The 25,640-nt window shown below is 68.9% G+C and carries 25 protein-coding genes; 12 read left to right on the top strand and 13 right to left on the bottom strand.

The window, feature by feature from the left end; all coding sequences use genetic code 11:
• Positions 1-81 precede the first annotated feature (81 nt).
• Positions 82-1,227: an Acg family FMN-binding oxidoreductase gene (locus VFZ09_RS36385; RefSeq protein WP_329732359.1), complete on the top strand. Its 1,146-nt coding sequence runs from the start codon at positions 82-84 to the stop codon at positions 1,225-1,227.
• Positions 1,224-1,817 (top strand): hypothetical protein, encoded by a 594-nt coding sequence (locus VFZ09_RS36380; protein ID WP_329732358.1) that lies wholly within the window; start codon positions 1,224-1,226, stop codon positions 1,815-1,817. The genes VFZ09_RS36385 and VFZ09_RS36380 overlap by 4 nt, the downstream gene beginning before the upstream one ends.
• On the opposite strand, the gene VFZ09_RS36375 is transcribed toward VFZ09_RS36380, so the two are convergent.
• Entirely contained in the window at positions 1,745-2,824 is a 1,080-nt protein-coding gene (locus VFZ09_RS36375; RefSeq protein ID WP_329732357.1) for an AraC family transcriptional regulator, read from the bottom strand. The two genes, VFZ09_RS36380 and VFZ09_RS36375, sit on opposite strands and share 73 nt — an antisense overlap.
• 331 nt (positions 2,825-3,155) lie before the next feature.
• Here VFZ09_RS36375 and VFZ09_RS36370 point away from each other — a divergent pair, with 331 nt between their 5' ends.
• The 7 genes from VFZ09_RS36370 (at position 3,156) to VFZ09_RS36340 (ending at position 9,292) form a co-directional block, all read left to right on the top strand.
• Positions 3,156-4,214 carry a hypothetical protein gene (locus VFZ09_RS36370; RefSeq protein WP_329732356.1) on the top strand — a complete coding sequence of 353 codons (1,059 nt, stop codon included), beginning with the start codon at positions 3,156-3,158 and terminating at the stop codon, positions 4,212-4,214.
• Between the two features lies 1 nt (position 4,215).
• A complete protein-coding gene (locus VFZ09_RS36365; RefSeq protein ID WP_329732355.1) occupies positions 4,216-5,244 on the top strand; it encodes a DUF2169 domain-containing protein in 1,029 nt (342 codons plus the stop codon).
• Between the two features lie 37 nt (positions 5,245-5,281).
• The gene (locus VFZ09_RS36360; RefSeq protein ID WP_329732354.1) at positions 5,282-5,755 is read left to right on the top strand and encodes a DUF4150 domain-containing protein; all 474 of its coding nucleotides are present in this window, start codon (positions 5,282-5,284) and stop codon (positions 5,753-5,755) included.
• Between the two features lie 101 nt (positions 5,756-5,856).
• The gene (locus VFZ09_RS36355; protein WP_329732353.1) at positions 5,857-7,167 is read left to right on the top strand and encodes a TIGR02270 family protein; all 1,311 of its coding nucleotides are present in this window, start codon (positions 5,857-5,859) and stop codon (positions 7,165-7,167) included.
• Positions 7,168-7,202: 35 nt separating this feature from the next.
• Positions 7,203-7,853, top strand: coding sequence for an AHH domain-containing protein (locus VFZ09_RS36350; RefSeq protein ID WP_329732352.1), 651 nt, complete (start codon positions 7,203-7,205; stop codon positions 7,851-7,853).
• A 44-nt stretch (positions 7,854-7,897) separates the two neighbouring features.
• The gene (locus VFZ09_RS36345; RefSeq protein ID WP_329732351.1) at positions 7,898-8,482 is read left to right on the top strand and encodes an imm11 family protein; all 585 of its coding nucleotides are present in this window, start codon (positions 7,898-7,900) and stop codon (positions 8,480-8,482) included.
• 15 nt (positions 8,483-8,497) lie between these two features.
• Positions 8,498-9,292 (top strand): Imm49 family immunity protein, encoded by a 795-nt coding sequence (locus VFZ09_RS36340; protein WP_329732350.1) that lies wholly within the window; start codon positions 8,498-8,500, stop codon positions 9,290-9,292.
• A gap of 100 nt (positions 9,293-9,392) precedes the next feature.
• Here VFZ09_RS36340 and VFZ09_RS36335 read toward each other — a convergent pair whose 3' ends face one another.
• From VFZ09_RS36335 to VFZ09_RS36310, 6 genes are all read right to left on the bottom strand, one after another.
• Positions 9,393-11,690, bottom strand: a complete 2,298-nt coding sequence (locus VFZ09_RS36335; RefSeq protein ID WP_329732349.1) for a xanthine dehydrogenase family protein molybdopterin-binding subunit — start codon at positions 11,688-11,690, stop codon at positions 9,393-9,395.
• Between the two features lie 10 nt (positions 11,691-11,700).
• Positions 11,701-12,162: a (2Fe-2S)-binding protein gene (locus tag VFZ09_RS36330; protein ID WP_329732348.1), complete on the bottom strand. Its 462-nt coding sequence runs from the start codon at positions 12,160-12,162 to the stop codon at positions 11,701-11,703.
• Positions 12,159-12,758: an Isoquinoline 1-oxidoreductase subunit gene (locus tag VFZ09_RS36325; RefSeq protein ID WP_329732396.1), complete on the bottom strand. Its 600-nt coding sequence runs from the start codon at positions 12,756-12,758 to the stop codon at positions 12,159-12,161. The genes VFZ09_RS36330 and VFZ09_RS36325 overlap by 4 nt, the downstream gene beginning before the upstream one ends.
• A 253-nt stretch (positions 12,759-13,011) precedes the next feature.
• Positions 13,012-13,362: an HU family DNA-binding protein gene (locus VFZ09_RS36320; RefSeq protein ID WP_329732347.1), complete on the bottom strand. Its 351-nt coding sequence runs from the start codon at positions 13,360-13,362 to the stop codon at positions 13,012-13,014.
• Between the two features lie 207 nt (positions 13,363-13,569).
• Positions 13,570-15,690 carry a hypothetical protein gene (locus VFZ09_RS36315; protein ID WP_329732346.1) on the bottom strand — a complete coding sequence of 707 codons (2,121 nt, stop codon included), beginning with the start codon at positions 15,688-15,690 and terminating at the stop codon, positions 13,570-13,572.
• A gap of 144 nt (positions 15,691-15,834) precedes the next feature.
• Positions 15,835-17,271 (bottom strand): GuaB1 family IMP dehydrogenase-related protein, encoded by a 1,437-nt coding sequence (locus tag VFZ09_RS36310; protein ID WP_329732345.1) that lies wholly within the window; start codon positions 17,269-17,271, stop codon positions 15,835-15,837.
• A gap of 108 nt (positions 17,272-17,379) precedes the next feature.
• On the opposite strand from VFZ09_RS36310, the gene VFZ09_RS36305 reads away from it, so the two are divergent.
• From VFZ09_RS36305 to VFZ09_RS36295, 3 genes are read left to right on the top strand one after another with little or no spacing between them, the layout of a single operon-like run.
• Entirely contained in the window at positions 17,380-18,150 is a 771-nt protein-coding gene (locus tag VFZ09_RS36305) for an ABC transporter ATP-binding protein (protein ID WP_414640783.1), read from the top strand.
• On the top strand, positions 18,147-19,871 hold the full coding sequence (locus VFZ09_RS36300; RefSeq protein WP_329732344.1) for a putative ABC exporter domain-containing protein: 1,725 nt from the start codon (positions 18,147-18,149) through the stop codon (positions 19,869-19,871). Before VFZ09_RS36305 ends, VFZ09_RS36300 begins: the two co-directional genes overlap by 4 nt.
• Positions 19,868-21,091: an antibiotic biosynthesis monooxygenase gene (locus VFZ09_RS36295; protein WP_329732343.1), complete on the top strand. Its 1,224-nt coding sequence runs from the start codon at positions 19,868-19,870 to the stop codon at positions 21,089-21,091. Before VFZ09_RS36300 ends, VFZ09_RS36295 begins: the two co-directional genes overlap by 4 nt.
• Positions 21,092-21,120: 29 nt before the next feature.
• On the opposite strand, the gene VFZ09_RS36290 is transcribed toward VFZ09_RS36295, so the two are convergent.
• The 6 genes from VFZ09_RS36290 to VFZ09_RS36265 form a co-directional block, all read right to left on the bottom strand.
• The gene (locus tag VFZ09_RS36290; protein ID WP_329732342.1) at positions 21,121-21,420 is read right to left on the bottom strand and encodes a hypothetical protein; all 300 of its coding nucleotides are present in this window, start codon (positions 21,418-21,420) and stop codon (positions 21,121-21,123) included.
• A gap of 46 nt (positions 21,421-21,466) precedes the next feature.
• The gene (locus tag VFZ09_RS36285; RefSeq protein ID WP_329732341.1) at positions 21,467-22,468 is read right to left on the bottom strand and encodes a type VI immunity family protein; all 1,002 of its coding nucleotides are present in this window, start codon (positions 22,466-22,468) and stop codon (positions 21,467-21,469) included.
• On the bottom strand, positions 22,461-23,225 hold the full coding sequence (locus tag VFZ09_RS36280; protein WP_329732340.1) for a hypothetical protein: 765 nt from the start codon (positions 23,223-23,225) through the stop codon (positions 22,461-22,463). Before VFZ09_RS36280 ends, VFZ09_RS36285 begins: the two co-directional genes overlap by 8 nt.
• Positions 23,222-24,391 carry a fatty acid desaturase family protein gene (locus VFZ09_RS36275; protein ID WP_329732339.1) on the bottom strand — a complete coding sequence of 390 codons (1,170 nt, stop codon included), beginning with the start codon at positions 24,389-24,391 and terminating at the stop codon, positions 23,222-23,224. The genes VFZ09_RS36280 and VFZ09_RS36275 overlap by 4 nt, the downstream gene beginning before the upstream one ends.
• 116 nt (positions 24,392-24,507) lie before the next feature.
• The gene (locus VFZ09_RS36270; RefSeq protein ID WP_329732338.1) at positions 24,508-25,320 is read right to left on the bottom strand and encodes a hypothetical protein; all 813 of its coding nucleotides are present in this window, start codon (positions 25,318-25,320) and stop codon (positions 24,508-24,510) included.
• A 147-nt stretch (positions 25,321-25,467) separates the two neighbouring features.
• Positions 25,468-25,608, bottom strand: coding sequence for a hypothetical protein (locus VFZ09_RS36265; protein WP_329732337.1), 141 nt, complete (start codon positions 25,606-25,608; stop codon positions 25,468-25,470).
• Between the last annotated feature and the right edge of the window lie 32 nt (positions 25,609-25,640).

The raw sequence follows: 25,640 nt of genomic DNA, 5'->3' as shown, positions 1-25,640 counted from the left end.
GGCGGAGCCGGCGCGCAGGGCCATGGGATTGGCGCCTGGCGCCACTGTGCCAGAGGCCCGCGGTACGGCATGAACGAGGCCATGAAAACGACAGCTCCTCTCAGCCGGAGGGCCCTGCTGCGCGCCGGGGGTGGCGCGGCCCTCCTGCTCATGGTCGACGGTTGTGGCTACTACGCCGAGGGTTCTGGCGAGGCGTATGCTCCGTGGAAGTTCCCCGACGGAGAGACGCGGCCCGAGTGGCTCGCGGTGCGGGCCGCCCTCCTCGCCGCCAGCCCCCATAACACCCAGCCCTGGCTGTTCTCCGTCTCCCCCCAGGCGGTGGATGTCTTCGCCGCCCTCGAGCGCAACCTCGGGCCCATGGACTCGCTGCGGCGGGAGCTGCACATCGGTCTGGGCTGCGCGGTGGAGAACCTGGTGCGCGCCGCTCGCGCCAACGGCCGTGAGGCCACCGTGGCCTGGATGCCCGAGCCAGCGGACGCCACCCATGTGGCCCGCGTCACGCTCCAGCCCGCCGCGCCGCGGCAGGATCCGCTGTATGACGCCCTTGCCCGGCGGCACACCCATCGCGGCGTCTATGTGAACGGGCCTCTCCCCGCGGGCGTCGAGCAGCAGCTCCAGGTGCTCGTGGACGAGCCGGACGTGCGTCTCTTCCTGCTCACCTCCAGCGGTGACATGGAGCGCTTCCGCACGGAGACCGTGCGTGCCACCCGGGCCATCGTGGAGGACACGGAGATGCACGACGCGGGGGATGCCTGGGTGCGCTACTTCAAGGAGGAGCTCGAGCGCAACCGGGATGGCGCCACGATCGACGCCACCGGCCTCGACTGGACGACGCGCTCGGCCAGCAAGCTCCTGGCCCGCCCTGATCCGAAGACCTCCGGGCAGTACTGGATCCAGGGCACCGAGGCGCGTCAGCTCACGGGCTCCGCCTTCGGGATTCTCGCCACCCGCGAGCGCAATGACCGCATCCAGCAGATGCGCGGCGGCCGGGTGTACCAGCGGCTCCACCTCTATGCCACCAGCGTGGGCCTCTCCATGCAGCCGCTCTGTCAGCTCCCGGAGCGGCAGGATCGCGAGGAGCAGCTCGGCCTCGCCTCGGACTTCGGCCACGTCCTCGGCGAGCTCACGGGCCCGGGCTGGGGCGTACAGATGGCCTTTCGCATGGGCGTGTCCTGGGACGAGCCCCTCCTCAGCCCCCGGCGGCCTCTCGAGTGGGTGACCCGATGAAGCGGACCTCCGTGGTTTCCTCCCTGTTCGGCCTCTCGCTGCTGGCGGCCGTGCCCGCCCGGGCCGAGCCCCTGCGACTCTCGCCCACGGTGGGGCTCGCCGTGGGGCTGCGCTCGGAGCGCCTGCGGGTGCGCTCCGCGCCACTGGACGTGGAGACCTCGCGCCAGCGCCTGGATGTCGGCCTCGAGGCGGGCCTGTCGATGCGCCTGCCCTGGCGGCTCGGCCCCGCGGAACTGCGCTCGCAGACCCAGGGGGCACTCGGCCTGCTGCCGGCCACCGGTGAGCTGGTGCTGGGAGCGGAGCAGCAACTGCTCACCGAGTGGCACCTGTCCCCCGCGTTCAGCCTGCAACTCGGGCTCGCCGGAGCGCTGCAGCTGAGCACTCGCAGCGGGCACGGCCTGTTCGAGGTGGGCGTGCCCCTGGGGCTGCGCCTCGGCGTCACCGAGCTGCTCTATGTGCCGGCCTTCGTGCTCCCGATAGGCGCGCGGCAGCAGGCGGTGCTCGGCGGGGAGAGCCGTCAGGAGCTCTCGCCAGGCCTTGCTCCCGGGCGCCTGGTGCTGCGCTGGCGGCTGGGCGGCTCGGGCTCCTGAGGCGCGCGCAGCCGGGTGGGCGTGGTGCCGAACCAGCGCCGGCACGCGCGATGGAACGAGGAGCTGTCCTGGAAGCCGAGGAGGAAGCCCACCTCGGCCACGGAGAGATCCTCCCGAGTCAGGTAGGCGCGGGCGACCTCCGCACGCAGCTCATCCAGCACCTGCTCGTAGGAGGTGCCCTCCTCGCCGAGCCGGCGCTGGAGGCTGCGGGTGCTCAGGGCCAGGCGGCGCGCCACGGAGGCCATGGAGGGCGAGCCCTGCGTGAGCTGCTCGCGCAGCAAGCGCCGTACCTCGAGCACCAGTGTGCCCCGCGCGGCGGTCGCCTCGAACCGGGCGCGCGCCTGCTGCTCGAGGTAGGTGGCCAGCTCGGGGTCCGCACCCGGCAGGGGCAGATCGAGCCAGTGGGAGTCATAGATGAGGCGCGCGCGCGGGGCTCCCTCCCTCACCTCGCACCGCAGGAAGTCCTGATAGGGGCCGAGCTGTACCCCCGAGCGCCGTACCTCCAGGGCGATTGGGCACAGCTGCTCGCCCAGGATCCTGCGGCAGATGGCCACCGAGCAGAGTGCCCACACCTCGGAGGCCACCTGTGCCCCCGGGCGATCCGGGCCGTGGCGGTGCTCGGTGAGGATGGCCCGGGAGTCCTGCTCGGTGAGCTCCGAGGTGACCAGCTCGTTGGCGAGCCGCTCGTAGCGCAGGAAGTTGTTCATGGCGTGGCGCGCCGTGGAGCAGGTCTTGATGAGCAGGCTCATGAGCCCCAGGCTGGCCGAGGAGCCATGTCGCCGGGCCTGCTCGACCACGTAGGGCTCGATCGGGCCGCGCGAGGCGACGAGCTCCAGGTGCGTGTAGACGGCCTCGGCGGAGGCGCGTGCCTCGGGCACCCGGAGGGCCTGCACATCGAGGCCCACGGCCGCTGCTTCCTCCAGGCTCACGCCGAAGGCCACGCCGGCCTCCACCTGGATGAGCGTGCTCGTGCCGATGAGGGTGCGCAGCTTGCGAGGGGAGGACATGGCGGCGGGGAGCGAGGGTGTCCATCGGCACTACGCTCGCTTGGTCGAATCTCGACAACACCTGGCCGGATTGCAACATGGTTCGCGATGGGCTTCGACGGAGATCGAAGGTTGGAGTGGAGATCCAGCGCGGCCAGGGTGTCGAAGGCTTCGAACCTTCGAACGATGAAGTCACCGTTGAACCTCGGACTTGGAGACGCCATGAACCTCGGGCATTCCATCCGGAATAGGTCCCTGCCCGGATTCGCATCCACTACTGCCCCGATTCGGGGAGTGTGCCCGGAAAGGCGATTGCCCTGTATTGAGTCGTCCGGGATACTACCGGGCTACCATGTACTCAGCTATCGCCATCACCGGGATCAGCATGCGTTCATCGCTGGGTGATGATGCGGTCGGCGCCTGTGCGGCGCTTCGGGCAGGACTGGTCCGACCACGCGAACTTATCCACTGCACGGTCATCAACGAGGACGGCTCCCCGGAGCACCCCATCGGCCACCCAGTCGAGACAGTCCAGGGTTTCCAAGGCATGGCCCGGCTGCTCGCCCTCGCCTACCCGGCGCTAGAGGAACTGAGCTCCCGCGCGAAGCTGCGCGACCCCGGACCTCCTGAACGACTCGGCTTCTTCCTGGCACTGCCCGCGCCGCGCGAGTCCGCGAAGCCGCCATGGCCTGAGCCGGGCCTCTGTGCGCCTCTACTGAAACGGGTTCGCCTGACAATCCAATCGAAGTATCAGGCCGAGTTCCGCTTCGGCCATGCCTCAGTTGCATTGGCAATCAACTCCGCCGCCCTGCGACTGGCCTCCGGCCAGATCGACCGATGCATCGTCGGGGCGGTCGACAGCTATCTCGACGGCGAGACACTCCAAACGCTCCATAAGGAGCGGCGCCTGAAGAGCTACGACGCTCCGGATGGTTTCCAGCCCGGCGAGGCCGCTTCCTTCCTGCTGCTGGAGCCCGTGAAGGCGGCCCAGCGCCGGGGAGCGCAGGTCCAGGGGGTCATCTCCCACGTGGTCGTCGCCGGGCACGAGAAGAAGCAAGACGCGTCTGCGCCCGGGGTGGTGCTGGGGGGCGCGGTGGCATCCGCGCTGAATCACGAGCCAGGCGAACGCGTGTGGATCATCTCCGACCTGAATGGCGAGCCCGGACGCTCGATGGAGTGGGGCAACCTGCTGGTCCGGCTTGCCGCCACCCACCCCGCGCTTCGCGACGCACCCGTGTGGTACCCGGCCACATCCCTCGGTAACACGGGGGCGGTGAGTGGCGCCATCGGCATCTGTGCTGCAGTGCGCGCTTTCGCCCGGGGCTACGCTCCAACTGACGCGGCGCTGATCCTCTGCTCCTCGGATGGACCGGAGCGGGGAGTGATCAGGCTGGAGCGTCTTGCGAGGTGACATGAGCCACCCCAAGCTCGACAACTGCACGCCATATACGGTGGAACCGCTCTACCTCGCAGACGAGCACGGCCAGCCGGTAGTGACCCTGGTGGCCAAGGCCACCTTCACCATCCAAGAGACGGGGCGCCTGACACTCGCGGAGGAGCAGGCTCCGCTGCTGCTCGAGGGCCTGTTCACTGGCGAGAACACCTCGAAGTCCAGCTACCGTTTCGAACCCGAGTGCGCCTTCTTCAAGCCATCCACTGACGTCGTGCTGGTGGGCCATGGCCACCCGCCGCAGGCGGGGCTGAAGGAGTTCCCGGTCACCTTCCAGGTGGGCCCGCTGCACAAGACGGTGCGGGTGGTGGGCGACCGCGTCTGGTACAAGAGCCTCGGCTCGATCTCGATGAGTTCGCCTCTCCCGGTGCAGCGCATCCCGCTGTGCTACGAACGCGCGTTCGGCGGCTGGGACCTCAGCGCCCCAGACGCGAGGCACCATACTTTCGAGCCGCGCAATCCGGTGGGGTTGGGCTTCCGCGGGCGCTCCGGGGCTTTCGAGGAAGGGCTGCGCCTGCCCAACCTGGAGGACCCCAACCATCCCATCACGGCGTTCCGCCAAGCGCCCCCTCCTGCGGGCTTCGGGTTCCTGGCTCCGCACTGGCAGCCCCGCGCCTCGTACGCGGGCACCTACGACGATGCGTGGTCGCGCGAGAGGATGCCATTGCTCCCCAGGGACTTCGACCGACGCTTCCTCAACGCCGCCTCGCCAGGGCTGGTGGCGGCGGGCTACCTCCGGGGGGACGAGTCCGTTTGCGTCATCAACTGCAGCCCGGGCGGGCGGCTCGAATTCCGACTCCCCGGCGTCCCGCCGCCTTCCTTCAAGGTGGCCCTGAAGGGCCGCCGCACCGCGCAGGGCTCCCTTTTCCTGGACACCGTTATTGTGGACACCGATGCGGCGAAGGTGTTCCTCCTCTGGCGCGCGATGCTGCCTCTGCGGACGGGCCCCCTTGACGTGGCCAGCGTGGAGGTCAAGACGGCATTCCAGTAGAATCCACCGGGCTATTAGGACACAGGGGAGGCGCCTGATGGGAACCAGTGTAGGAGTGAACAAGCTGTCGGTGGTGCACAAGGACACCAACGGCGTCACGGTGGCCATGCCCGATGTCTGCAAGACGCCGAGTCCGGGCGGCCCGGTCCCCATTCCCTACCCCAACATCGCCCGCTCCTCGGACACCGCCGCCGCGACCAAGGATGTCTCGGTCGAGGGCAATCCCGTCTGCGTGAAGGACTCCAATTTCAGCACCAGCACCGGCGACGAGGCGGGCACCGCCGGTGGCGGAGTCGCTTCGAGCAAGACCAAGGGCAAGGCAGAGTTCGTTAACTTTTCCTTCGACGTGAAGTTCGAGGGCAAGAACGTCCCACGAAGCCTGGACCTCATGCTTCACAACGACAAGAACACGCCTCCGGCCCCTCTGATGCAACCTCCAGTGGTGGCAATGGGCAAGAGCGAGGAGCCGGTGTCGATACTCTGCACTGTCTGCAAACACGAATTTGACTGAGGGCTGGGAGTCTCGCTTCAGAAGCGGTACCCAGGATCCCAGCCGTCCTGGCAGGCCCTTTCGAGCGCAATCCCACGAAGAGCCGGTAAGAAGGTCGAGCCATGCGTTGGGACATCCTGGAAGATCATCTGAACGAAGCGAGCTTCCTCTGGACCCAGTGGGAGCGGGTGCTGCTGGCGCCGCACTATTCGCTCCAGGAGGTGGCAGGACTGGAGGAGCGACTGCTGGCCCACCTCGACGGGCTGGTACTCGGAGGACCGGAGGTGGCCCGCCGCCTGCTTCAGCCCGCGATCGGGAGCGATGAGTTGGGGTGCGCCGAATCGGCTGCCTTCTGCCTTCTCGCGGAGGAGAACGATCCCGAACTCGAGGCTCCGTCCGCGTGGATTCCCGAGGATGCGGAGACCCTCGCCCCCGCGATGCGGCGAGCCCTCGAGGTATGTGAGCGACCGGAGCTGTCGGCGCGGCTGACCGCACTGGTAAAGGCACGCCCGCCCTCCGTACAAGCCTCCCTCGTCGAGGTTCTTGCCTTCCGGAGGGCGCACCCAGGGGACGTGTTGGAGCCGTTGTTCGCAAGTGGAGACACTGCGGCTCAGGCCTCTGTGCTGCGCGCAGTAGCCCGCGTCCCGGTGCCGTCTGGCTCCGACCTGGTGAAAAGGGGCCTGGGCAGCCCCAGCCCTACAGTGCGCGATGCGGCTCTTGAGGCGGGGCTCGTGCTAGGCGTCCATGAGGCGTGGTCCCTGTGCCAGGCGCTGGCCCGTGCTCATGAGCCGACCGCCGGGCGGGCTCGCCTCCTGTGCGCGATGAGTGGAGAGCCGGACAACGAGGCGTGGTTGGTGGAGGCGCTCCAGAGACCCGGGCTCCGCCGGGACGCACTTGAGGCGGCGGCCTTCTCCGGCCGACGCGCGCTGGCGGATGCCTGTCTCCCGCTCATGCGGGACGAGGCGTTGGCCCCGCTGGCAGGAGAAGCCTTCTCGGCCATCACCGGGCTGGTCCTGGAGAAGGACCTCGTTGCCGAGCGCCGCCCGGAGCAGGATACGCTCCCCCCTCTGGAGGAAGACCTGGACACGGATCTCCAGCTTCGCCCCGAAGACGCGCTGCCGATCCCCAACCCCGACGCTGTCGAGCGGTGGTGGAGCCGGACCCGGCCGGGGTTCGATCCACAACTGCGCTACCTCCGGGGCCACCCCTTCACGATGGAGCGGCTCATCAGCGAACTGGAGACCGGTCCCATGCGGCGCCGCGCCTCGCTCGCGCTGGAACTGGCCATCCGGAGCCGGGGCGAGCACTGGCTTCCGGTGCGTGCCTTCACCGGAGCGCAGGTTCGCGCCCTGAAGCAGGCCCGGGTCAAGCCCCCGCCATCGGGAACGATGCCTTTCCGGAGCCTCCTGGGCCGCACGTGGCGGGCGGGCTGAGTTCCTCTCCTGGATCAATCGAGAAGGACTGAATCATGCCTCACTTCAACGGCAGCGAAGCCAACACCAAGATTCACACGACGAAAGTAGGAAATTGCGGCAAGGGCACTACATGCAGCGAATACCGGAACAACACGGTCCCACTGCCGAGCGGCTGGGAGCCCTGGGAGGCGCACCACATCCTCTGCTACCAGAGCGTCAACGCGTACGGCGAGAAGCAGCAATACAAGGACGTCCTGGACGAAATCAACGACTGTTACAAGCTGACGGATTGGTGCCTCAACCAGCCGCCGAACATGGTTGCGCTTCCGCGAAAACCCGTCTACCGCAACTTCCCTGCGGCACGGGGCCTCAACCTGCCTTGCCACGACGTGCACCACAATCTGGCAATCGGTGGCTACCGGGATGAGGTAACCAAGGCCTTCATCAAGGACATCTGGAATCCCATCAAGGCTGCGGTGGACAATGCGGCCAACAGTAATACGCACTTCACGCCCGCCGACGTGCTGTCGGAATTGCAGTCCCTGGAGAAGTCCTTCCGAGCGAAGCTGCACTCCCGGGGCCTTCGCTCGGGAGGAACACTGATCGCCTGGGCCAATCAGGGGAGCCTTACGAATGGCTGGTGGCTTGCGTTCTCGATGGCTGCCGATGCGGTCGCCATGGCGAACCCGCTCCCGACGCTGTAGACCGGTGCGGCCGGGTGGACAGACTCAATCACGGGAGAGAGAGAATGACGGTGCCGAATTATCAGTGCTGGGAGTCGGTTGCGGTCGGAAACGCATGCATGCTTGACCCCATCGAGGGCCTGGACCGATCCTACGAACTGCTCAAGGGGGTTCCCCGGGCCGGCCGGTTTTCGAGCAACGCACTCTTCCGGATGAGCGCGGACTATCCAAGGAACATCGGGCTGACCGACTGCTTGGCAAATCTGGACGACCTGCTGGTCGCCTCGAAGCGTCTGAAGGAGTTCCTCGAAGCCAGGAAGTTGCCCAACCTTGAGTACCACCCAGTGTCGATCCTCGACCACAAGGGGCGGGTGGCCAGTAGTGAGTACTTCCTCGTGCATCCCGTCCATCCACAGGACTGCCTCGACCTGAAGGCGAGTAACCCGCGCTACAACAAGATCGACCCGACCCTGATCTCCCAGGTGCAGGATCTCGTCATCGACGAGTCGAAGATCGCCCCGGGCGTGGGGCTGTTCCGGCTAGTGGGATTCGGCAAGCCACTCATCGTCCACCGTGAGTTGGCTGCGGAGATCTCCCAAGCGGGCTTTGTCGGTCCGGTATTCATCGAGCTGAACAGGTTCGACAAGTAGCCAGCCAGTCCACCCATGGAACCTCTTCCGGACTTTGTCATATTCACGGACGAAATCGAGCACGGGCTGCGCAACCTGGAGCATCCCGCGTGCTCGCTCCAGCTGGCGGGGCGTTTCTGCGACCAGGTGACGGCTTGGCGCCGGGCACTGGGGATTGCCAAGCTGCTGCTGCACGCGGACACCGACGGCTTCCACCACGAACTCCTCCGGAGCGCGTACACGCGCCGGTACTACCTGGAGCGCTGTCGGAGCGAGGGGTACGCGGACTTCCACGGGGCCGCCAGCCGGTTCGAGCCGTTCCTCGATGCGCTCACCGCAGGTGACTTCGCGTGCGCGAACCGCATCGCGGAGCTGTCGCCCACCACGCTCCGGCAGGGGGATGAGTACCCGGAGGACTTTGCCTACGCCCGATTTCTGCTCGACTTCTGCCTGGCGGATGGTCGTGCCAGCGATGCCCTGGAGGCCCTGCTCGCCCGGTACGAGGCGATAGATGGTCATTCCCCGGCGCGGCTTGAGCTCTGTCAGGCCCTGTGCTCCCGGAATACAGCTCGCTTCGAAAGCGCCTTCGAGGCACTCCTTGAGGACCAAGCCCAGGAAGTCGCGCGGCAGCAGCGGCGCTTCATGACGGACGCTCCCACGGTGGCCGGGCAGTCCGTCTTCATCGAGGGGCTCGCGCTCCTGAAGCTTGCGGATCGGTTTTCGATTCCAACTGGGGGCGAGTATCGCTTCTGCCCCGCGCTGGCGCGGATCTCGATGGAGCAACCCTTCCCGCGAAACGGGTATCCAGGCGCGGGCGGCAGGAGCGAGTAGGCGTCCCTGGCAAAGAGGCAAACTCGCCGTGCTTCCGGCCCCAGTTTCGGTGTCCCCGACGGGGGTTCGAACCCGTCGGGAAAGGGCAGGGGGCCCGGCGTCAGGCCTTGAGCGCCTTGGCGATCGGCAGCTCGCGCACGCGCGTTCCCGTGAGCGCGAAGACGGCGTTCGCGATGGCCGGCGCCACCGGCGGCACACCCGGCTCGCCAATGCCTCCCGGTGCCTCGTCGCTGGCAACGATCTCCACGTGGATCTTGCGCGGCGCCTCACCGATGCGCGTGAGCCGGTAGTCACGGAAGTTCGACTGCTCGACCGCGCCTCCCTTCATCGTGATGCCACTGTAGAGCGCGATGCTCGTGCCGAAGATGATCGAGCCTTCCATCTGGGACTTCACGCGATCCGGATTGATGACCGTGCCGGCATCCACCACGATCCACGCCTCGTCCACCGCGATCTTGCCCTCCGGGTTGCGCACCACCGACGCGACCACCGCCACGTAGGACAGGAAGCTCCGGTGCGCCGCCAGGCCCAGCGCCCGGCCGTCCTTCTTCCGGTCGCTCCAGCGTGACAGCTCCGTCACCCGCTCGATGACGCCCCTCAGCCGGGCCACGTTCACCGGATGCTTCTCCAGCGGCTGGCCGTAGTTGGCGAGCTTCTCCACGCCCAGCTCCTGCACCGTCTTCATCACCCGCGGCGGTCCGAGCACCTCGAGCAACACGTCTCGCGGATCCTCGCCCCGGGCGTGGGCGATCTCGTCGATGAACGAGTTGACCGAGAACGCGTGGAAGATGTTGTACACGGATCGCAGCCAGCCGATGCGCACGTGGGCATTGGCCTCGCACGCCTCCGCGCGGATGTTGGGCACCCCGATTCCCAAGTCCAGCACGCCCTGCTGCAGATCCCCCGCCGAGGGCCGGTTGACCGGCGCGAACGTCGATCCGATCGGCGGGAACGCGGTGCGGTGCCTCCAGGCCACCACCTTGCCGTTCTCGTCCAGGCCCGCCGTCAGGCGCTGCGCGCTCACGGAGTGGTAGTAGTCGTTGCGGATGTCGTCCTCGCGCGTCCACTGCACGCGCACCGGCACGCCCGCCTCCTTCGCCAGCAGCACCACCTCGGAGATGAAGTCCGCCTTGGACTTCCGTCCGAAGCCGCCTCCCAGGAACGTCACGTGCACCGTGACCTTCTCGGGGGGCAGTCCCAGCACCTGCGCCGCCGTCCCGCGCGCCGCCTGCGGGTGCTGCGTGGGGGCCCAGATCTCACACGTGCCTCCCTCCACCCGCGCCACCGCGACCGGCGGCTCCATCGGCGCGTGCGACAGGTGCGGCACGTGGTACTCGGCCTCGATCACCTTCGCCGCCTTGGCCAGGGCCGCCTCGGCGTCTCCCACGCTGCGCACCACCGTGCCCGGCGCCGCCACGGACGCGCTCAGCGTCTTGCGGTACTGCTCCGAGTCGTACGTCGCGTTCTCGCCCTCGTCCCAGATGATCTCCAGCGCGGCGCGGCCCTTCATCGCCGCCCAGGTGTTCTCCGCCAGGACGGCGATGCCGCCCCAGGTCTGGAACAGGTACGGGGCCTTCGGCGCCGGCAGCTCGATGACGCGCTTCACCCCGGGCACCGCGAGCGCTCGGCTGGCGTCGTACTTCACCACCCTGGCCCCGACGATCGGCGGCCGGGCGATCACCGCCGTGAGCATGCCCGGCAGCCGCACGTCCGCTCCGAACACCGCGCTCCCGTTCACGTAGGCCGGCCCGTCGAGCAGCGGCAGCGGCTTGCCCACGTTGCGCAGCTCGTTCTTCGGCCGCAGCTTGACGTCCGCCGGCTTGGGCACCGCCAGCTTGCCCGCCTCGAGCGCCAGCTCTCCGAAGCCCAGCTTGCGCTGAGTCGGGCGGTGGAGCACCACGTGGTTGCTGGCCTCGCAGGTGTCCGGAGACACCTTCCAGCGCTTCGCCGCGGCCGCCACCAGCATCGTGCGCGCGGTGGCTCCCGCACGGCGCATGTCCTCGTAGATGCCGCGCACGCTGTTGGAGCCGTCCGTGTTCTGGTCTCCGTACGCCGGATCTCCGTCCGCCTGGACGATCTTCACCCGCGCCATGTCCGCGCCCAGCTCATCGGCGATCAGCACCGGCAGCGAGCTGCGGATGCCCTGGCCCATCTCCGAGCGGTGGCAGACGATCGTCACCAGTCCATCCGGAGCCACGTGCACGAAGACGTTCGGGTTCAGCCCCGGGGCGGAGTTCTCCTCGGCCTGGGAGCTCGTTGGCGGCTTGGGGCCCGAGCGCTTCCCGGTGGGCTCGTCCGCGAGGCTGTCGCTGGAGAAGAAGCCGATGGCGAGTCCGCCCACCGCCAGGTTCATCCCCGCCAGGAAGGTCCGCCGGGCAATCAACGAGTGCTTGCTCATCGCGTCCTCCCTATTCCTCGGACATTCCCGCGGCCTTCTTCACGGCCGCGCGGATGCGCGTGTACGTGCCACACCGGCACAGGTTGCCCGCGAGCGAGTGGTCGATCTCGGCATCGGTGGGCTTCGGCTTCTTCGCGAGCAGGGCCGCCGCGCACATGAGCTGTCCCGACTGGCAGAACCCGCACTGCGGAACGCCCAGGTCCACCCAGGCGCGCTGCAGCGGGTGGTTGCCGTCTGGCGACAGGCCCTCGATGGTCGTCACCGAGTGTCCGTCCGCGCGGCGGATGGGCGTCACGCACGCGCGCACCGTCTGGCCGTCCAGGTGCACGGTGCACGCGCCGCACAGCGCCTGGCCGCAGCCGTACTTCGTGCCGGTCAGGCCGAGCACGTCACGCAGCGCCCAGAGCAGCGGCATCTCGGGATCCACGTCGAGCTCCTTCTCGACGCCATTGATACGGACTCGAATGCTCATGGCCGTGCCTCCTCGCTCGGGCACTCCGCGCCCGTTTCCACCCATGCCGCCACGATGGCGCCGAAGCGCTCCTGCGTTCCCGGTGCCGGCTCGCGATCCGCGCCCGGCTTCCAGCCCCAGCCCACCAGCTCGTCGTGCGCGTTGTGCTCGACGAGCTGCGCCAGCGACTTGCCGCCATTGCGCGCCGGATCCTTCAACTGCTCGCACACCTGGCGGGGCGTCCGGCCCACCCAGGCCATCGACAGGGGCGCGAGGTGCCAGTCCGGCGCCCCGGGCACCCGGGCGAGCTCCGCGTTGCGATCCGGGTGGCAGCTCGTGCACTCCATGCCGGGGATGCCGCGATCCTCGGGGCCTCGCTGGACGGGCGGATCGTGCAGCTGCAACCCGGTCCGCTGGTAGGGCGAGCTCCCATCCGGATGGCAGTTCGCGCACCGCGGGTGCAGCAGCACCCGGCTGGCCTCCAGGAACAGCGCGCGAGAGCGATCGGCCTTGTCGGTGATGACGCCGAACGCCTCGGGGGCGCGCAGCTCGGAGGGGCCAACCTGGGGAAGCATCTCGGACGGCGACGGAGAGGGCTGCCGCCGGCCACAACCCATCGCCAGGAGGACGAGGGCGGACGCACAGAGACGGACGTACGGCTTCGTGGTCGTTCTCAAGCCCTTGCAAGGTACTCCAAATGTCAGCCCTCCAGGGAGGAGTTGTGTGAAGAGCCTCGCCACCGCGAACCCCTGAGGGGCCGCCGGGCCTAGAAGCTGCCCGCGAGCCCCAGCACCGCGCCACCCCGCAACGAGACGGGGGCCGAGCCCCTCAGGCCCCGGCCCCCGTCTGGCTCTTCAGCGATTCAGCGGCTTAGAGCATGTCCTTCAGGGCCTTGAGGGCCTGGATCTTCACGACCTTGCGGGCCGGCTTGGCCTTGAACGTCGTCTCCTGGCCGGTGAACGGGTTGATGCCCTTGCGCGCCTTGGTGGCCGGCTTCTTCACGACCTTCATCTTCATCAGGCCCGGCACCACGAACTTGCCGGGACCGCGGCTGCCCATGCTCTTCTGGATCGCGCCGCTGAGCGCCTCGAACACCGAGGACACCTGCTTCTTGCTCAGCCCGGTCTCCTCGGCGATCGACACCAGCAGCTCGGACTTCGTCGGGCCCCTGTCGGAGGAGCCAGCCTTCTTCGCGGTAGCGGTCTTCGTCTTCGCGGCCATTGTGATTCTCCTTGTGGAAAGGAAGGAAGCTACAACTGCCTCTATCTATTCAGCGGGAAATCGGCAACGGATCAAACGCAAGGATCTGACGGATCCGCTCCGGAGCCGACGATCAGCCTCCAGATGAGGCCTCCGGGCTCCTGATGCGGACCTTACGTCAGGAGGCTCGCGTGCTGGAAGGCCACCACCCGGGCGAGTGGCCCCGCGCTACTGGATCAGCGGACCGAATGTCCACTCGGGGTTCGATGGGCCCGCCCCATACCGCACCCGGAGCGGCTCTCCCGTCTTCACCCGGGCGAGCTCCTGGGGCGTGAGCGTGAACACCACGCGCCGCAGGTCGCTCGGGTCCGGGTAGTGGCTCGAGGTGGACGTGAGCCCTCCCACCACCAGCGTCAGCAGCTCGTCGCGGACGGCGAAGGGCTCGTCACCGCGCAGCTCCAGCTCGAGGAGCCCGTCCTGGCGCATCAAGAAGCGGACGATCCGGCCGGGCACCTGCCTCCGGGCGAACGGCGCGGCGAGGGCCGCCACCCCTCCGGGAGCGGGCCGCGCGGCCAGCGGGTAGTGCGTGGTGGCGCCCTGCGTCGAGGCGCGGAGATTGGCGAGGAAGAGCTCCCCGCTCGGCGTCTGGTCGAAGGTGAACCGCACGCCGCGGATCTCCTCGAGGCCGTCCGTCCGGAACGCCTGGAGGGGCAGCCGGGCCGTCTGGAGCATGGAGTGGAAGTCCCCGAAGGGCCCGCCCACGGGCCCCCGCAGGTCCACGAAGTCGGCGATGTCGAGCGGCTCCGAGAGGTGGCCCTTCGCGTCGACGAGCTGCACGGAGAAGTGGGTCGGCTCGAGGAAGCTGTTGAGGCCGCTCGGGGCCCGGTCGATGCGGAAGTCCAGCGTGGCGTAGTGCTCCAGGGACAGCCCCTCGCCGGGTGGGGCGAAGTTCGCCTGGAACCAGGTGCTCCGTCCGGCGGACGTCCAGGAGATCCGTGCCCCGTGGAGCCGCGGATCATGCTCGGGGAGGGGTCCGTGCTCGATGGAGATGTGGCTCGCGTCGTTGGGCACGCCGGACGAGCCCATGCCGGTCGGGCCCAGGAAGTCCTCCAGCCGCAGGGTGATGTCGTCGTCCGGGCTGGGCGTCATGCCGCGGTCCACGCGGGTGATGGCGGCCAGGCTCGGCGGCACGGGAAACTGCGGATCGAAGATCCGGTCCCAGACCTGCTCCCGGGCCTGACCCACGTTGGCGAGGAAGAAGGCGAGCATGGGGATGCGGCCCGTCTCCCGCTGGGCCGCGGAGCCCGATACACCCGGCTCGGTCGAGAACAGGGGCTCATGGCCGGTGCACCCCGGCGAGTCCGATTCCTGCCACTCGGTGTTGTAGTAGTTGTGGTTCGCGCCCCACACGGTGAAGGTGGACTTCATCCGCTCCGGATGCTCGTTCTCGGTGAACAGCATGCGATCGAAGGGGCGGACGCCCTGGAGATTGAACACATCGCCGTCACACATGGGCAGCAGGACGTTCCACCGCGTGCCGTTCGCATCGAGCACGCGCGAGGTCTGTCCGTCCACGGGGCCGATCTCGAAGATGGCGTGGAAGCGCAGGGAGTCGGGGATGCGCTGCTTCCAGGGGCTGCCGGGATCGCGATACTGGGCGTAGGCCGCCCGGGCGCCCTCGCCGCCGCGCGAGTGCCCCATCAGCCCCAGCTGCTGGAAGTCCAGTTGCCCCCTCAGGCTCACCCCCAGGGAGGTGGGAGTGGGCTCGAGGCCGCGGTTCCACCGGCTGAGCTGGACGAGGTGCTCGAGGATGAGGCGTCCCCGGGCCAGGTTCAGGCCCGGATCCCCGCGGATGCCCCGGGCCGCGTTGATGCCGCGGTTGGCGTTGATGGAGACGACGATGTAGCCCCGGGCCGCGAGCGGCTCGGCGATGTAGCCATAGCCGGCGTGGCTGGGGACCACCACGTAGTCCGGCGGGCACGTGCCCGTCTCGGTGTACTCCGCGTTGTCGTCGACGCGCGGGTTGGCGCCCGTTCCGCACGTGGCGTGATTGCCGTGCAGGAAGACGATGACGGGGTAGCGCTTGCCCTTCTTCAACGTGGCCGGGCGGTAGACGCGCGCCCACAGCTCGGTGAAGCGATCCGGCAGGATGTCCGGATCCACGGAGGCCGGGAGCTTGTACTCGGCGCTGACGACGGGTTGCAGGGCCTCCTGGGCGAGCGGCGCTTCGGTCCGCGCGAGGGAATTCTCCTCCGTGTCCCAGGAGTCCTCCGTGGCCCCGCACCCTCCCGTGCCCGAGATGACCCACGAGGAACACACCACTGCCGTCACGAATCGGCCGATACCCATCGCTCCCCCCTCCACGCTCCAACCCACCCCTGGCGCGCAAGGTTGTCTTGGGCGTCCGGGGTGTCAATCCGGGCTCGGAGGCCGGGGAAAGCGCGACCCGCTGACGCTTCCACCGGCTTCGTGAGGGGGAGAGGGCAGGGGAGCTCACCAGCTCGTGCGGACGGGACGGCCCTCCTCGTAGCCGGCCTGGCTCTGCACGCCCACCACGGCCCGCTGGTGGAACTCCTCCACCGTCCGCGCGCCCGCGTAGGTGCAGGAGCTGCGCACGCCCGCGATGATCTGATCGATGATGTCCTCGACCCCGGGGTGCTCGGAGTCCAGGTACATGCGCGAGGAGCTGATGCCCTCCTCGAAGAGCTCCTTGCGGGCGCGCTCGAAGAGGGACTCGCCACGCGTGCGGGCCTTCACGGCGCGCTGCGAGGCCATGCCGAAGTTCTCCTTGTAGAAGCGGCCATCGCTGTCGCGCAGCACGTCCGCGGGGCTCTCGTAGGTGCCAGCGAACCAGGAGCCGATCATCACGTTGGCCGCGCCCGCCGCGAGCGCCAGCGCCACGTCGCGCGGGTGCCGGACTCCGCCATCCGCGCACGCGTGCTTGCCGAGCTTCCGGGCCTCCTCGGCGCAGTCGAGCACCGCGGAGAACTGGGGCCGGCCCACGCCCGTCATCATGCGCGTGGTGCACATGGCCCCGGGCCCCACGCCCACCTTGACCTGGTCCGCGCCGGCCGAGATGAGGTCGCGCGTGCCCTCGCGCGTGACGACGTTGCCCGCCATGATGGGCACCGAGGGAGCGAGCGAGCGGACGATCTCCACCGCCTCGAGCATCCGGCGCTGGTGGCCGTGCGCCACGTCGATGACGAGCAGATCCGTCCCGGCACGCAACAGGGCCTCGGCCTTGCCCTTCACGTCGCCGTTGATGCCGATGGCCGTGGCGATCAGCAGCTTGCCCTTGGCGTCCAGCGCCGGCTTGTAGAGCGTCGAGCGCAGCGCGCCCTTGCGCGTCACCACGCCGATGAGCCGGCGCCCGCGGACCACCGGCGCGGAGGTGAGCCGTCGGCTGGAGAGGCGATCGAAGATGGTCTCGAGCGGCGTGCCCTCGTCGATGGTGACGAGGTCGGTGGACATGACGCGCTGCAGCTGGGTGAAGCGGTCGAAGCCGGCGGCATCGTTCTCGGTGAAGATGCCGACGGGCTCCTCGTTCTCGTTGACGACGACGACGGCGCCGTGGGCGCGCTTGTGGATGAGGTTGAGGGCCTGCTGGATGGTGTCGCCGGGCCGCAGGGTGATGGGCGTCTCGTAGACGGTGTGGCGCGACTTCACGTAGGCGATGTTGCTCTCGACGATGTCGAGCGGGATGTCCTGGGGCAGCACGGCGATGGCCCCGCGGCGGGCCACGGTCTCGGCCATGCGCTTGCCGGAGACGGCCGTCATGTTGGCCACGACGATGGGGAGGGTGGTGCCCAGGCCATCGGCCGGTGTCAGGTCCACGTCCAGCCGCGAGCCCACCTCCGAGCGGCCCGGCACCATGAAGCAGTCGTTGTACGTGAGATCGTAGGGAGGCTTCTGGTCATCGAGGAAGCGCATCACACCCTCCAGGAGGGGCGTACCCTAGCGCTCGTGAGCGGGGGATGCCCCATGGATTGGAATCCACCCGGAGAGCCGCGTATTTTGGCGCACATGAGCGATGCCGGGATGAGGGCGCCGGTGCTGGATGTGGAAGGGCTGGAGAAGACCTACGGCGACGTGAGGGCCGTGCAGGGGCTGACCTTCCAGGTCGCTCCGGGCGAGGTGCTCGGGCTGGTGGGACCCAACGGGGCGGGGAAGACGACCACGCTGCGCTGCCTGGCGGGCATCCTGCCGCCCTCCAGCGGGCGCGTGCGGGTGGCGGGGCATGACCTGGCGGGCGAGCCGGTCCAGGCCAAGCACGCCCTGGCGTTCCTTCCGGACGAGCCGCGCCTCTTCGAGTACCTCACCGTCTGGGAGCACCTGAACTTCGTGGCCCGGCTGTACGGGGTGGCGGACTGGGAGGAGCGGGCGCGGGCGCTGCTGGACGAGATGGAGCTGGCCGGCAAGGAGAAGGCCCTGCCCGGGGAGCTGTCGCGCGGGATGAAGCAGAAGCTGTCCATCGCCTGCGGCTTCCTGCACTCGCCGCGGCTCATCATCCTCGACGAGCCGCTCACGGGCCTGGATCCCCTGGCCATCCGGCGCATGAAGGCGTCTCTGCGCCAGCGGGCGGAGGCGGGGACGGCGCTGGTGCTCTCCTCGCACCTGCTGCCGCTGGTGGAGGAGCTGTGCCACCGCATCCTCGTCATCGCCGGGGGGCGCGCGGTGGCGCTCGGGACGCTGGCGGACATCCGCGCGCAGCTCAGTGGGCCGGATGGCTCGGCGGCGTCGCTGGAGGAGCTCTTCATCCGGATCACGAGCGCGTCCCCCGAGCCGCGGCCGGATCGGGAGGCGCCGTGAGCTTTCCGCGTGCGGTGACGTTCCTGTGGGTGGCCTCGGCACGCAACCGGGTGCTGCGCCAGTTGCAGCGCCTGCGCCAGCCGAAGTACCTGGTGGGCGCGGTGGTGGGCGGGCTGTACGTGTACTCCGTGTTCCTGCGGCGGTTGAGCTTCGCGGGACAGGAGGACCCGGTGCCTCCCGGGGCGCAGCTCTTCAGCCAGTTCATGCTCGCGGTCGCGATGCTGAGCACGGTGCTGTCCGCCTGGGCGCTGGGACCGGACCGGCCCTCGCTGTCCTTCAACGAGACGGAGGTGCAGCAGTTCTTCCCCGCGCCCGTGTCGCGGCGGGGGCTGCTGCACTACAAGCTCGCGCGAGGCCTGGTGGGCGCGGCCATGGGCGCCTTCGTGGCCACCCTCTTCGTGAGCCGCGTGATGAACGGGCACCCCGTCCTCTTCTTCCTGGGCGCCACCGTGACGCTGTCCACGGTGCACCTGCACGTGACGGCGGCTTCCTTCGTGCGGACGCGGCTCGCCCGGTATGGAGGGGCGGGGACGGCGCTGCGCTGGGCGGCCCTCACCGCCGCGAGCGCGTTGATGTTCATCGCCGCGCTGTCCGCGCTGCGCGAGCACCCGTTGCCCACCGAGCTGAAGAACGCCCGGGAGCTCCATGCGTTGCTGGCCTCGTTGATGGACTCGCCGGCCCTGGGGCCGGGACGGTTGCTGGTGGCCCTGCCGCTCGCGCCGGACGTGGGGAGCTTCCTGAGGACACTGCCGCTCGGGCTGGGCCTGTTCGCCGTGCACTACGTGTGGGTGATGCGGGCGGCGGTGGCCTTCGAGGAGGCGGCGGTGGTGAGGGCCGAGGAGCGGGCCCGGCTCCGGGAGCAGCTCTCGCGGGGGGGCGGCCATGCCACGCTCCCGCGGATGCGCCCCGCGTACTTCGAGCTCGCGCCCACGGGCCGGCCGGAGGTGGCGATCCTCTGGAAGAACCTCATCGCCGGGCGGCGGCTGGGTGGGGCGGGGCGGCTGCTCGCCGCGGGGCTGGTGGGCGGCCTGGTGGCGGCGGTGGCCTCGGGCCGGGGCCTGTCCGAGGCGCTCGACAACGTGCGCCTGTTCATGGCGCCGCTGTGCGCGGGGCTGGCGGGGGTGCTGTGCTTCTTCGGGCCGTCCGCGCTGCGGTTCGATCTGCGGATGGATCTGCCGAGGCTGGAGCAGCTCCGGGCGTTGCCGCTCACGGGGAGGCAGGTGGTGGCGGCGGAGCTCGCCGCGCCGGCGCTGCTGCTCGGGGTGGCGCAGGCGGGGCTCGTCGTGCTGGCGATGGCGATGGCGGTGTGGCAGGGAGGTACGTACACGGCGCTGTGGGTGGCGGCGGGACTGGGGGCGCTGTGGGTGCTGCCGGCGGTGTCGCTCGGGGGGCTGTTCGTGCAGAACGCGACGGTGGTGCTGTTTCCGGCGTGGCTGCCGCCCGAGGGCGAGCGGGTGCGGGGCCTGGAGGCACTCGGGCAGCGGTTGCTGACGCTGGGGGGGACCCTGCTGGTGCTGCTGGTGGGAATGTTGCCCGCGGCATTGCTCGCGGCCGGGGTGGGTTTCGGTCTGGAGTGGCTGCTGGACCTGGGCGTGTGGGCACTGCCCTTCGCGGGGGCCTCCGCGGCGGCGGTGCTCGTGGCCGAGGTGGCATTTGGCGTGGTGGGCCTGGGATACGCCTTCGATAGGCTCGATGTCTCGACGGAGGGGAAGAACTCATGAAGACGTCCCAAGACGCTCCCGTGCATCTGATCTCGAAGTGGATCTTCCGGAAGGGCCGCGAGAAGGAGGGCGTGCGTGCCCTCGAGAGACTCGCCGAGGAGGTGCGCGCGAACGAGCCCGGGACGCTCATGTACCGCGTCCACACTCCCGTCGTGGATGAGCGGGGGCTGCCCCCCTCGCTGCCGGCCTCCGTTCCCCAGGAGGTGGTGTTCGTCGAGACCTATGCGAACACGCAGGCCTTCCTGGATCACGTGAATGGCCCTCGCTTCACCCGCTTCGTGAAGGAGCACGGCGCTCTGTTCCTCGGGCCATCGAACACCCCGGGCAAGCCCTTCATCCAGGTCCAGTTCCTGGAGCTCCAGGCGGGCTTCACCCGCGAGCCGCCGCGGGTGAACGGAGTGGCCCTCTATCGCATCGAGCCCGGCCGGCTCGAGGGCAGCTGGAGCGTGTCGGGGCACGGCATCAACGGCAAGACGGGCATCGAGATCGCCGAGAAGAAGGGGAGGAACCGGAGCGGCCTGCCCGGCCAGTACGACGTGCGCATCTGGAATCCGGGCACGCCCATCTCGCAACCGCCCTTCTTCACGGGCACGCTCACCATCAAGCCCCTGCCGGACGGGACGGATCCTCGGATGGAGAGCTACGCGCTCACCTGGACCCGGCCGGACAGCCCCGAGGCCTACGAGGGCCTGGGCCTGCGCCGGAAGGACTCGGATCAGCTCACGGTGAGCTACTGGAACCAGGTGCCGCCCGCCGGGCCCACGCGGGCGGCGGTCCAGCAGGCGCCCACCAACAAGCACCCCTCGGTGATGTTCGAGATCATCGCCAACAAGCAGGGGCCGCTGCTCGACTTCTACCGCTCGCTCTTCGGGTGGAACTACCAGTTCGGCACCGGCAACTTCGCCTACATCCGCTTCCCCGGGGAGCCCCAGCCGCTGCTCGGAGGCATCGGGCAGGCGGACCCGTCGGTGCCGGGCTTCGAGCCGGGCCGCAACTTCTACCTGCTCGTGGAGGACCTGAAGGCCACGCTCGAGCAGGCCGGGAAGCTTGGCGGCAGCACCTACGTGGAGCCCGTCACCGTCGACGGCTACAACTTCGCCATGATGAAGGACCCGGAGGGAAACATCGTCGGGCTGATCGAGCCCTTCACCTCCAGCACGGGGCCGCAGGGCACCCAGAAGACGGGAAGGGCCAGGGCTCGCAAGGGCACTCCGCGATGAGCTGAGCGCCAGGGCTCACGGGCTGCCGTTCAATGCGGCCCGGCGGCCTCGGGGGGCGCGGACAGGGTGCGCACCACCACCGAGCGGCATGCCGAGCACACGACGCCGCTGCGCTCCCAGTGGACCTGTTCCTCCAGCTCCTGGGCGGACTCCTGGCCCTCCTCGAGCTGCTTCACGAGCGCGGCGAGCTCGTCCTCGGAGCTGCCGCCACCGGAGGGGCCGAGCACGTCCTGCTCACCCTGCAGGACGAGGGAGAAGCGGTAGTACACCTCGTTGGCGACGATAACACGGACGCATGCGGCGCACGTCTTCGGTCGGGGGCCGGACATGAGGGGACAGTAACCGGAAGCGAGGCCGGGAGCCCGTCCGTGTGGCTCAGTCGAGGAATCGGCGCCACCACCGCCGGACTTCCTCTTCCGTGTAGCCCCTCCAGGAGTTGACGAAGCCCGGGGAGAACGGGACCGACCAGGGTTCCAGCACGCGCGCGAGCTCGCGGTAGGCGGGGAGGTCGCGGCCCTGTTCCATGTCCCCGGCTTCTGGCCACTGCCCGAGCGTCACCAGCGCGCGCTCGCCTTCCATCTCCTGCACGGTGGTTCCAGGAGAGTGGAGCCGGGTACGCAGGCCCGCCACGCCCTCCAGCGCGCCGAGCACGGGCTGGCCCAGGAAGTTGAGCCAGTGCACACCCTCCACGTGCGTGCCCTGCCGGCAGAGGAGGACTCCGACGTGGGACGCGTCCACCCCCGGGTAGCGGAAGAGCTCGGTGCGGATTTCGGGCAGGAGGCGGCGGCGCGAGCCCAGGAGTTCGAAAGCGAGGCCGGCATGGCCGGTGGAGAAGCGCAGGGAAGAGGCCATTTCCAGGACCAGTTCCCTCACCCGTCCCGGGCCGTGCTGCTCGAGGTACTCCGTGGGAAGAGTGGCCCGCAGCACGCTGACGCTGCCTTCCGGAGGAGAACGCCACGGCAGGCGGGCGCAATACGTGAAGCCGTATCCGTTGTACTCGAACGAAGGGGCGCCGGTCAGATTGAAGAAAACCTCGTAGCCTTGCTTGGTATTTCTTCGGAAGAACTCTGTCTCCTCTCCGAAGTCATCCAAGAAGATGCGGCGGGTTCCGGGGTGCAGACATTCGTGGATGGCCTGCCATCCCTTCTCCACGATGGAATGGGAGGTTTCGCTAGAAGTGTCCTCCCAGTAGCTGATGGCCTCAGGACCTACGCCGACCGCACGTTGGTAGGCATCGAGGGCACGCGCGACCCCCACGGCCAGGTCGTGGTGGTCGTGAGGAAGGTAGAAGGTGAATTGAACAACCTCGCGGATGAGCAATCGCTCCCCCTGCCGCGTGGGTCCGTATCGGCGGATGCGGGGATAGTGCTCATTCATGGTTGAGTCCAAGCTGGGGCGTCACGATGGCTGAGGGGCAGTTACCGCCCAGTGCATCGTACGATTCGAGTTGTGTACGTACCTTGCCAGAGAAGGGATTGCTCTTGCTGGTGAGCGTGCAGGGAAACTTGAAGTCGTAGACGCATTGAACCCTGGTGGGGTTGCGCGCGAAGTGCAGGACGATGTCTGGTCTGAGCGAGCCCGTCCCGTGGTCGGTCAGCACGTATTGCCCTGGTGACGGGCCAGGCACATAGCGGGGTTCTATCGAGATGTTTTCCGGGAACCGGGTGAGGAGCCGCAACCGTACGCAGGCGAAGGCGACCTCGTGCTTCATCGTCCCGAGCTCCATGGCCCGCGTTATCTTGTTCTGCTTCTCGTCATGGCCGACCACCCTGTCGCACTCGGCGTCGTCCGGGTATTTGCCCTCGCCATACTCCCGCTCGTTGACCTGGAAGTCCGCCTCCTTCGCGCACTCGACGAGGATTGTCTCGATGAGGCGCAGATCGGCCTCGTCGAGGACCTCCTTGAGGGTGACGAGAAGCCGGGCCGCTTCCAGGGCGCGAGACAGCCACGGGATGAGGGCCTCTTCACCCGGCGCGGTGGTGTAGCAGGCCGGATTGTTCAAGCAGCCCCGTGTCGCCGAGTCCACGGATTGAGCGTAGGCGCCTCGCGGAGGCGGCCCCATGGAACGTTGCGTGGCACATCCGGCCAGCAGCACGGCCCACACCACGAGGCCCAGGCTCCGTCCCGGTGTCACCGGGTGGGCACCGTGCGCATCGAGTTACGTCCCACCATGATGTCCACGAGCTTCTTCACGCGGCGGAAGACGCTCTCCTGCACGTAGGGCACGCCGTGCTTCTCGCAGAGCGCCTTCACCCGGGGCTGCACCTGCTGGTACTTGCTCATGGGCAGGCTGGGCCAGATGTGGTGCTCGATCTGGTAGTTGAGCCAGCCGTGGAGGAAGTCGACCCCATCGCTCCCGGTGGCGTAGTTCACCGAGCCGATCACCTGCCGGACGCAGAACTCCGCGTTGTTCTTCGCTTTATCGTGGAACCGGTAGAGGTCATCGCCCGCGTGGTTGGGCGCGATCAGCACGAAGCTCTGGATGTTCGTGAGCAGCTCGGCGAGCACGCTGTTGGCCAGCACGCTGAGCGCGGCCCACGCCCCGAGCGGCGCGAACAGGGCGGGCAGCAGCACGAAGCGCAGGCCCACGTAGGGCAGGATGCACGTCCACCAGAACGCCCGGCCATCCGCGGTGAGCGGGTTGAAGGCCGTGATCAGGCGCGGGGTGCTCCCATCGTCCTTCTCGCCCGCGCGCCGCCGCTCGGCCCGCCGCCACTCCAGGAAGGTGTTGGGCGCGTAGTACGTCAGCTTCCAGGTGCAGGCGAAGAAGGCCACGACCGCGTACTTCGCCAGCAGGGGCATGGAGGAGCTCCGCAGGAACCCGGTGTTCTCCTCCACCAGATCCGGATCCGCCGTCTCGCCCGTGCGCCCGTGGTGCAGCGCGTTGTGCTCGTGCCGCCACGCGTCGGGGTGGATCCAATCCGGCCAGTCCAGGAAGCGGCGCCACCCCGAGGCGAACGCACGCCCGGTGCGGTGCTCGGGCATGCCGGGCACCCGGTCGTAACCCCGGTGCGTCACGTGGTGCGCCATCATCGTCCAGCGCGCCGTGTTGCCCTGCGCGATCAGCAGCGCCGAGAGGGGATTGGGTGCCAGCCACGCCGTCGCATAACCGAGCGCCGAGCACACCCGGCCCCAGCGCTCGATCTTCCGGAAGTGCGCGAGGTCCTCGGGACCGAGGGAGGACTCCATCTCCGTGCGCAGGGCCTGCAGGTCCCGCGCGAAGGCCTCTTCATCGATGTCGAGGCCCGGGAAGGCGGAGCGCGGAGGTTCCTCCACGCGCATGGCGAGTGCCGTATTCATGAGGTCTTGCTGGCTCCTGGAGAGACGTGCCCGGTGGGCCGTCTAGCATCGCAGGGTACGGAGCCGAAGCAACAATCTCACGGGTTCGCCCGGCGTCCGGGCGGGGAGGCGAGCCGTCAGGGCGCTCCCTTCCTCATCCGCAGTTGCTCGAGGGCCCGCGCGAGCTGCCCGGTGTAGTCCACGCCCGTGTCCTCGTCGACGAACCGCTGGCCGGGGGCCTCGAAGTAGCCCGAGCGGGCGTAGGCCACCTTGAGGAGCCGGACCTGCTGCTCGGGATCCAGCTCGCCCCAGCTCTGGCCCGCGTCCAGGGCCGTGCGCCAGTCCGAGCCCTCGCCGAACCACTGGCTCCAGAGCGTCTCGCAGACGTGGTCGGTGCCCCCCGCCTGGTACTGCCAGACGTGGCCCATCTCCTGGACGAGCAGATGCATGGGGAGCTGGAGCGCGGCGGAGTCCGTCCGGGGCACGTCCCGAGGCACGTAGAGGGTATGGCCGAGCACGAAGGGGCGGCCGGCCAGCGAGAGCAGCCCGAGCCTGCCCACCTTGAGGCGGACCCGCTCGTAGTCGATGCTGTCCCCGAACACCTTGCGCAGCTCGGCGATCTGCCTCGGAGCGAGCCGGCCGCCCACGGGCTCGAGGCCGAGGAGCGTCTGGATGCCGCTCAGCACCCGGCCTCCCAGGCTCAGCAGGACGTCGAGGGGAATCTGGACGAGCAGCTTCAACACGCCCCGGCGCAGCGCGTGGCCGCCCGTGGAGAACCTGCCCGTGAGGAGCCCGCCGAGCCCCCGCGCGAAGCACTTCACGGCCCACCACAGGTTCCGCAGCACCCCGAGCCCCGCGCTCACGAGACCGGCGAGCAGCAGGGGCGGTGTCCACGGGGTGCCAGGAGCTCCAGGAGTGGATGAAGCGAGAAGCGCGGACCGGGTGCCCATGGTGCCTCCACGAGAGAGCGGCCAACCCAGGCTCGGCACGATCAGCAGCTGGTGCCAGGGAGGACACCCACCCGGAAGGGCCGGTGCGTGCGCTCCAGAGCACACTCCGGCCCGGCCGCGTCGAGCACCCGACAGCGCGGTCCGCCTTCAGGGTGACAGGCCGAGGGCGGTGCGCCCCAACTCGTGTGCGTCCCGGGTGGACTCGAGGGCCTTGGCTCCGGCGAGGAATCGGAAGGCGCGCTCGTAGAAGCGCTGCAGGAAGAGACGGGCGCGTTTTACAACGTCCAACAGGCGACTCTGTTCATCACAAGTGCTAAGAT

The sequence above is a fragment of the Archangium sp. genome (assembly GCF_036277355.1).
Classification (GTDB): Bacteria; Myxococcota; Myxococcia; order Myxococcales; family Myxococcaceae; genus Archangium.
This window is presented reverse-complemented; position numbering and strand designations above follow the sequence as displayed.